The following is a 7230-nucleotide window of genomic DNA, read 5'->3' as shown; positions in this document are numbered from 1 at the left end:
CGAGTAAGAGCGGATTTTCACCGATTGCGGGTAGACGAAGATGCGCGGTTCAGAAGGACGTCCTTTGGAACATCCACGAGGACGGGGCCAGGGCGTCCCGATTTCGCCAGATAGAAGGCTTTCTTGAGGACATTCGGGAGTTCCGAGACCTCCCGCACCGTGAAATTGTGCTTGGTGACTGGCCGCGTAATACCAACCGCGTCACATTCCTGAAAAGCGTCTTCACCGATGACACTGGTCGGAACATTGGCTGCGATGATAACCAACGGGATCGAGTCGAAGTGCGCCGTGGCGATCCCTGTAACGGCATTGGTTACACCCGGCCCGGAAGTCACAAGTGCCACGCCCACCTCGCCAGTGGCTCTTGCGAAACCATCGGCCGCGTGCAGGGCACCCTGCTCGTGGCGCACCAGGATATGCTTCACGTGATCCTGCTTGCTCAAGGCATCGTAAATGGGGAGCGCGGCGCCACCGGGATATCCCCAAATATATTGGACAGCCTCTGCGCGCAGCGCCGCGACAATCATCTCCGCACCGAAAAGATCGACACCGCTGACAGCGGCGTTCTCGATGGTCTCCAACTCTTCCAGATTGTGGTTCATTGCAACGCCCTAATATTTCTTATCCTGCTAGTGAGCTGACTTTCGCGTTGGCGGCAAGTCGGTACAGACGCCTTCGTACAACTCGGCGGCCATCCCGATCGATTCGCCCAGCGTCGGATGCGGATGAATCGTCTTGCCGATATCCGTCGCATCCGCGCCCATTTCGACCGCGAGGCAAACTTCGCTGATCAGATCGCCCGCATTCGGACCGACGATGCCGCCGCCGATCACGCGATGCGTTTCCTCATCGAACAGCAGCTTCGTGAAGCCTTCGTCGCGGCCATTGGCGATCGCGCGGCCCGATGCGGCCCACGGGAACACGGCCTTGCCGTATTTGATGCCTTCGGCCTTCAACTGGCCTTCCGTCTTGCCCGCCCACGCCACTTCCGGATCGGTGTACGCCACCGACGGAATCTGCAGCGCGTCGAAGTACGCCTTCTCGCCGTGCGCGACTTCGGCGGCGACGTGCGCTTCGTGCACTGCCTTGTGCGCGAGCATCGGCTGACCGACGATATCGCCGATCGCGAAGATATGCGGCACATTCGTGCGCATCTGCTTGTCGACCTCGATGAAGCCGCGTTCCGTCACCGCGACACCGGCCTTGTCCGCGCTAATCTTCTTGCCGTTCGGCGTACGGCCGACCGCCACCAGCACGAGGTCATAGCGCTGCGCTTCGGCCGGGGCCTTTTCGCCTTCGAACGACACGTAGATACCGTCGTCTTTCGCTTCGGCCGCCGTGGTCTTCGTCTTCAGCATGACGTTGGCGAAACGCTTGCTGTTGTACTTTTCCCAGACCTTGACCAGATCGCGATCCGCGCCCGCCATCAGACCGTCGAGCATTTCGACCACGTCGATCTTCGCGCCGAGCGTTGCGTACACCGTCGCCATTTCCAGACCGATAATGCCGCCGCCGATCACCAGCATGCGCTGCGGAATCTGCCTCAGTTCAAGCGCGCCGGTCGAATCGACCACGCGCGGATCCTGCGGAATGAACGGCAGCTTCACCGCGTCCGAGCCCGCCGCGATGATCGCCTGCTTGAACTTGACGATCTTCCGGCCGCCGTCCACCTGCACTTCCATGTGATACGGATCGACGAACGAGGCCGTCCCCGTCACGACTTCGACCTTGCGCATCTTCGCCATGCCGGCGAGGCCGCCGGTGAGCTTTTTGACGACGCCCGACTTGAAGTCACGCAGCTTGTCCAGATCGATCTGCGGCTTGCCGAACGTGATGCCATGCGAGCCGAGCGCTTCGGCTTCGTCGATCACGAGCGCCGTGTGCAATAGCGCTTTCGACGGAATACAGCCGACGTTCAGGCACACGCCGCCGAGCGTCGAATAGCGTTCGACCAGCACCGTCTTCATGCCGAGATCGGCGGAGCGGAATGCCGCCGAATAGCCACCGGGGCCCGAACCGAGCACCAGCATGTCGCATTCGATATCCGCGTTACCAGAGAAACTGCCTGCCTGCGGTGCGGGCGTAGCAGCTTCGGCTGGAGCCGCCGCTGCCGCCTGCGGTTTCGCGTCCGCTTGTGCCGATGCTTTCTCCGGCTCCTTCGCCGGGGCCTTCGGGGCATCTTTTGCCGGTGCCGCATCCGCCGACGTTTCGACGAGCGCGATCACCGTACCTTGCGAGACTTTGTCGCCGGCTTTGACACGAACTTCCTTGACCGTGCCTGCCGCATCGCTGGGCACTTCAATGGAAGCCTTATCCGACTCCAGCGTCATGAGCGCCTGCTCGTTCTCGATGACATCGCCCGCTTTGATATTGACTTCGATGACATCGACGTCCTTGAAGTCACCGATATCCGGCACTTTTACTTCGACGAGACTCATTAGTGTCCCCTTCTCTTATTGACCGTGATGAAGGAAGAACTCACAAAATTGCAGCCTAAAAGCTGGCAACGAGGCGGACAGAAACATCCTTTGCAGTCCGCCCAAGGACGCGCCTTTCTTTTGCCTACTTTTCTTTGGAAGACGACCCGAAGGTAGTCCCTGTGGGACAAAGAAAAGTAGGTGCCGCCCCGCACAGGGGCGACACTAATAGACCACCAGCAAAGCAGGTTCTACATAAAAACGCTGATCACAGAAAAAACCAGCGCCCCGCGCAATCACCACCTCAAAGAATCACACGCCGAAAATCGGCGAGGATTGCACCTAGATACGCATTGAAGCGCGCAGCTTCGGCTCCATCGATGACACGATGGTCAAACGACAAGGAAAGCGGCAGAATCAGCCGTGGAACAAACTGCCTGCCATCCCAAACCGGTTTCATCGCACTACGCGACAGCCCGAGAATCGCAACCTCCGGTGCATTGATGATCGGCGTGAAGTGAGTGCCGCCAATACCGCCCAAAGAAGAGATCGAGAAGCATCCACCTTGCATCTGATCCGGCTTAAGCTTGCCGTCGCGCGCGAGCCTCGACAGCTCGGCCATTTCCCCGGCGATATCGATCAAACCTTTCTTGTCCGCATCGCGAATGACCGGGACGACCAGGCCATTCGGCGTATCCGCGGCAAAGCCGATGTGAAAATACTGCTTGAACACGAGGTTGTCGCCGTCGAGGCTGGCATTGAATGTCGGAAACCGTTTCAGGGCGGCCACGACCGCCTTGATGACGAATGCCAGCATCGTCACCTTTACGCCGGCCTTCTCGTTTTCTTTGTTTAACTGCACGCGCAACGTTTCAAGGTCGCTGATGTCCGCTTCGTCGTTGACCGTGACGTGCGGAATCGTGACCCAGTTGCGATGCAGATTCGCGCCCGAAATCTTCCTGATACGCGACAACGGCCTGGCATCAACCGGACCGAACCTGGAGAAGTCGACCTTAGGCCAGGGCAACAGATTCAACCCGCCGCCACCGGCAACGGGCGCAGCCGCACCAGAGGGCGCCGGGCGCTGGCCCGTCATCACGTCCTTGACGAAGACGCTGACGTCGGCTCGCGTAACGCGGTCCTTTGGACCCGTGCCACGCACGCGCTTCAAGTCGACGCCAACTTCGCGCGCAAACTTTCTCACCGACGGCGATGCATGACTGTCTTGACGAGAGCCGCCCTCACCAGTCGAGACAATTGATACCTCCGCTTGCGCGGGAGTTGTCGGCACCGGAACTGCAGGCACATCAGGCGGCGCTGCGACCGGTTGCGTGGCAACGGGTGCCGCGGCTCCCTGAGTTTCGACTACTACGATGACCGTGCCCGCTGAAACGCTATCGCCAAGCTTGACCTTGACGTCTCTGACCATGCCCGCAACCGAGCTTGGCACGTCCATGGTCGCCTTGTCGGATTCGAGCGTCACCAGCGATTGTTCCTTCTCGACGCGGTCGCCGACCTTCACCGAGATTTCGATCACAGGAATATCTTTGTAGTCGCCGATATCTGGAACCTCAACTTCAATCAGGGCGCTAGCTGCTGTCGCCACCGCAAGCGGCGCAGCCTGGTCGGTCGAAGCCGATTCAGTGCCACTGGCTTGCGCGTCTTGCTGGACTGCTATCAACGATTCCTCCAATATTGTGTCGTCGACATTGACCCTGACTTGCATGTCGTTACTGGCTGTCGGGCACGGTTCATCCAACGCGGATTGCCGTATTAGATGGCAATCCACGTCTGTTCTTCTCTTACATAATCACCAGCTTTGACACTTAGGTCAGGCAGCGACAGGTTGGTGTATTTGCTCTTGACGGTACTTCGACTTCATACACTGCCGGCATCTGCCTTCAGATTTTCAGACACTGATTGAGTATTTCTGGCGGCGCAGTGGAAGCAATCCCTACTTCCGACACAATGCAACGCACATCAGCGTCGCCGAAGATCCGTCGGCTCGTTTGTCACTTTAGCCACGAAGGAGCGCCCATCGGTTTGTGCATGCCGTAAAGTTGCCTTGCCTTGTCGACTACGTCAGAACCGATGACGCCTTCATCAAAAAGTGCCTTCAGGGCCGCAATCACGATCGACTTCCGATCGACCTCGAAGAACTCCCGCAACGCCTGACGGGTGTCACTGCGACCGAAACCATCGGTGCCGAGCGTCACATATCGGCGCGGGACGTAGGCACGTATCAGTTCAGGCACTGCGCGCACATAGTCGGTAGCGGCGATAATCGGGCCTACGGAGGCATTGAGCGCTGTACTGACGTAGGGCGCCTCGGTCGCTTCGCCAAAACGCGCACCGCGCTCCGAGCTCATCCCGTCCCGCTGCAGTTCGCTGAAGCTCGTTACGCTCCACACGGCTGCTTCGATCTGCCAGTCGTCCCGAAGCATCTTCTGCGCGGCAATCACCTCGCCCAATATCGCGCCAGACCCGAGTAGCTGAACTTTAACGTCCGCCCTTCCCTGTTCCTGTGCGGGAAGGCGATAAATTCCCCTGAGAATGCCTTCGCGCAGCGTCTGCAAATCACCGCCCGGCACCGACGGCTGTGCATAGTTCTCGTTCATCACCGTCACGTAATAGAACACGTCGCGTTGCTGCTCGACCATCTCGCGCATACCTGCGTCGACGATCGCGGCCACTTCGTACGCAAACGCGGGATCGTACGCGCGGCAGTTCGGTATCGTCGACGCCGCCAGGTGGCTCGTACCGTCCTGATGCTGCAAGCCCTCGCCGCCGAGCGTCGTCTTGCCGGAGGTCGCTCCGATCAGGAAGCCCCGCGCGCGCTGATCCGCCGCCGCCCAGATCAGATCGCCGATGCGCTGGAAGCCGAACATCGAGTAGTAAATGTAGAACGGCAACATCGGCAGATCGTGCACGCTGTACGAGGTTGCCGCCGCAACCCAGGATGACACCGCGCCCGCTTCCGAAATGCCTTCCTCGAGAATCTGCCCCTTCGTGTCCTCGCGGTAATACAGCATCGAGCCGAGGTCTTCCGGCTCGTACAACTGCCCGAGCGGGGAATAGATACCGACCTGGCGGAACATGTTTGCCATGCCGAAAGTACGCGCTTCGTCGGCGACGATCGGCACCACCCGCGGGCCAACTTCGCTGTCCTTGAGCAACGCGGTCAGCATGCGCACGAGGGCCATCGTCGTGGACATTTCCCGGCCACCCGTCTCCAGAGCGAATTGCCCCCAGGAGGAAATCGGCGGAACCGTCAGCCCCTTCGAAGCGACTGTCCGCCTCCTCGGCAGATAGCCTCCGAGAGCCGACCGTCGGGCATGCAGGTACTGCATCTCCGGGCTATCTTCTGCAGGTTTATAAAACTTCACCTGTTCGATGTCCTCGTCCGTCAGTGGCAGACGGAACCGATCGCGAAACGCCCTGAGTTCATCGAAGCCGAGTTTCTTTTGCTGATGCGTGGTCATGCGTCCCTGGCCCGACGTGCCCATGCCGAAGCCCTTCATCGTTTTCGCGAGAATCACCGTGGGCTGGCCGCGATGCGCCAGCGCCTTCGCGTAAGCCGCGTGCAGCTTGCGCACGTCGTGGCCGCCCCGGCGCAAACGGTCGATGTCGTCGTCGCTCAACTGCGCGGCGAGCGCGGCCAACTCGGGGTTCTGACCGAAGAATCGTTCGCGGTTGTACGCGCCGTCGTTGGCGGAGAAAGTCTGGAACTGGCCGTCCACGGTATGCGCGAATGCGCGCAGCAAGGCGCCGGTTCGATCGCGCGAGAACAGCGCGTCCCAGTCCGAGCCCCACACCACCTTGATGACGTTCCAGCCAGCGCCGACAAAGTGCGCCTCCAGTTCGTCGATGATGCGGCCATTGCTGCGCACCGGACCATCGAGCCGCTGCAAATTGCAGTTGATGACGAAGACCAGATTGTCGAGCCCTTCTCGCGCGGCCAACGACAAAGCGCCGGTTGACTCAGGCTCGTCCATTTCGCCGTCGCCGAAAAAGCCCCAAACCTTGCGACCATCGGTTTGCGCGAGAGCGCGATTAGCGAGGTAGCGCATGAAGCGCGCCTGGTAAATCGCATTGATCGGACCAATACCCATCGAGCCGGTAGGGAACTGCCAGAAGTCCGGCATCAGCCACGGATGCGGATAGGAGCACAAGCCCGGGCCGTCGATCTCACGGCGATAATGCTGGAGATTTTCCTCGGACAGGAAACCTTCGAGGTAGGCACGCGCATAGACGCCCGGCGACGAATGCGGCTGGAAATACACCAGATCGCCGGTGCCCGCTTCGCCGCCCGGGGCTGCAGCGCGAAAGAAATGGTTGAAGCCAACTTCGAACAGGTCCGCCGCGGATGCATAGCTTGCGATATGACCGCCGAGTTCACCGTAAGCCTGGTTGGCACGCACGACCATCGCGAGCGCGTTCCAGCGCAATGCAGCAGCGAGCCGTTCTTCAAGCTCGAGATTGCCGGGATAACGCGGCTGTTGCTCGAACGGAATAGTGTTCTGATATGGAGTCACGTTGGTCCGCGTCGATTCGATGCCTAACGACACGGCATGCCCGGCGAGTTTATCGAACAGAAACTGTGCGCGGTCCCGGCCGACATGTGCGACGACACCACTCAGTGCTTCCAGCCATTCTGCGGTTTCCTGCGGATCGACATCCTGACGCTCCGTACCCGCACTGTTCTGATTGTTCACTGACTGAAACTGCTTACTGCCGCTGGATAAATCCGTCATCGCACTGCTCCGGGAAAGGTGCTTTCGATTCAAGGTCACGTTCACCGATGGTAACGATT

2 protein-coding genes and 2 pseudogenes are annotated in these 7230 nt (G+C 59.8%); all 4 read right to left on the bottom strand.

Annotation, left to right across the window (positions count from 1 at the left end; genetic code table 11):
* Nucleotides 1–602, bottom strand: a pseudogene (locus BGRAMDRAFT_RS30215) (thiamine pyrophosphate-binding protein); the annotation flags it as partial.
* A gap of 27 nt (nucleotides 603–629) precedes the next feature.
* Entirely contained in the window at nucleotides 630–2438 is a 1809-nt protein-coding gene (gene lpdA, locus BGRAMDRAFT_RS30210; protein WP_006052710.1) for a dihydrolipoyl dehydrogenase, read from the bottom strand.
* Between the two features lie 283 nt (nucleotides 2439–2721).
* Nucleotides 2722–4312 (bottom strand): annotated as a pseudogene (gene aceF, locus BGRAMDRAFT_RS30205) (dihydrolipoyllysine-residue acetyltransferase).
* 117 nt (nucleotides 4313–4429) lie between these two features.
* Complete coding sequence (mdeB, locus tag BGRAMDRAFT_RS30200) at nucleotides 4430–7171, bottom strand: alpha-ketoglutarate dehydrogenase (RefSeq protein WP_006052708.1); 2742 nt, start codon at nucleotides 7169–7171, stop codon at nucleotides 4430–4432.
* Nucleotides 7172–7230 lie beyond the last annotated feature (59 nt).

The organism is Paraburkholderia graminis C4D1M (assembly GCF_000172415.1).
GTDB lineage: Bacteria > Pseudomonadota > Gammaproteobacteria > Burkholderiales > Burkholderiaceae > Paraburkholderia > Paraburkholderia graminis.
The sequence above is the reverse complement of the archived record's forward strand: the minus strand, read 5'-3'. Positions and strand labels throughout refer to the sequence as shown.

What these genes read in the sequence shown, in the direction of transcription:
- lpdA (WP_006052710.1), bottom strand. Translation starts at nt 2,438, where the DNA reads ATGAGTCTCGTCGAAGTAAAAGTGCCGGATATCGGTGACTTCAAGGAC.
- mdeB (WP_006052708.1), bottom strand. Translation starts at nt 7,171, where the DNA reads ATGACGGATTTATCCAGCGGCAGTAAGCAGTTTCAGTCAGTGAACAAT.